This is a genomic window from Halohasta sp. A2, assembly GCF_056175805.1.
Genome location: NZ_JAQFWV010000227.1, coordinates 1 through 394, shown reverse-complemented (window position 1 = coordinate 394; position 394 = coordinate 1). Strand labels below are relative to the sequence as shown.

At 50.0% G+C, this 394-nt stretch carries 1 protein-coding gene; it reads left to right on the top strand.

Annotation, left to right across the window (positions count from 1 at the left end; translation table 11 throughout):
• Positions 1-108 precede the first annotated feature (108 nt).
• A partial coding sequence (locus tag O2S87_RS18915; RefSeq protein WP_475410243.1) for a transposase occupies positions 109-394 on the top strand: 286 nt, incomplete at its 3' end.

The following is a 394-nucleotide window of genomic DNA, read 5'->3' as shown; positions in this document are numbered from 1 at the left end:
GAGCCTGTCCAAGAAACACCGACAGAAACGTCAGATTCTGTAGCTCTTGAGCGTTCATTACGGTAAATTTATCTAGCTGAAAATACTATACGGCGTAAGGATTTACTCGTGACGTTTAATTTTATCGGATATAATCAAGATCAGCAACACCTCCTGCCGAAAAACGTCACAGAGTGGGTCAAAGAAGATAGCCTCGAACGCTACGTTTCGGATGTTATTGATCATCTTGACAACGAGGGTCGGCTTGATCCATTCTATCCTGACCCACGGGAGGACGGCCGCGGGCGGCCGTCCTTCCATCCCGTGATGATGCTCAAAGTCCTCGTCTTCGGCTACTGTATCGGCATCCGCAGCTCCCGGAAGCTTGACCGTCTCCTCGAACGTGACATCGCGT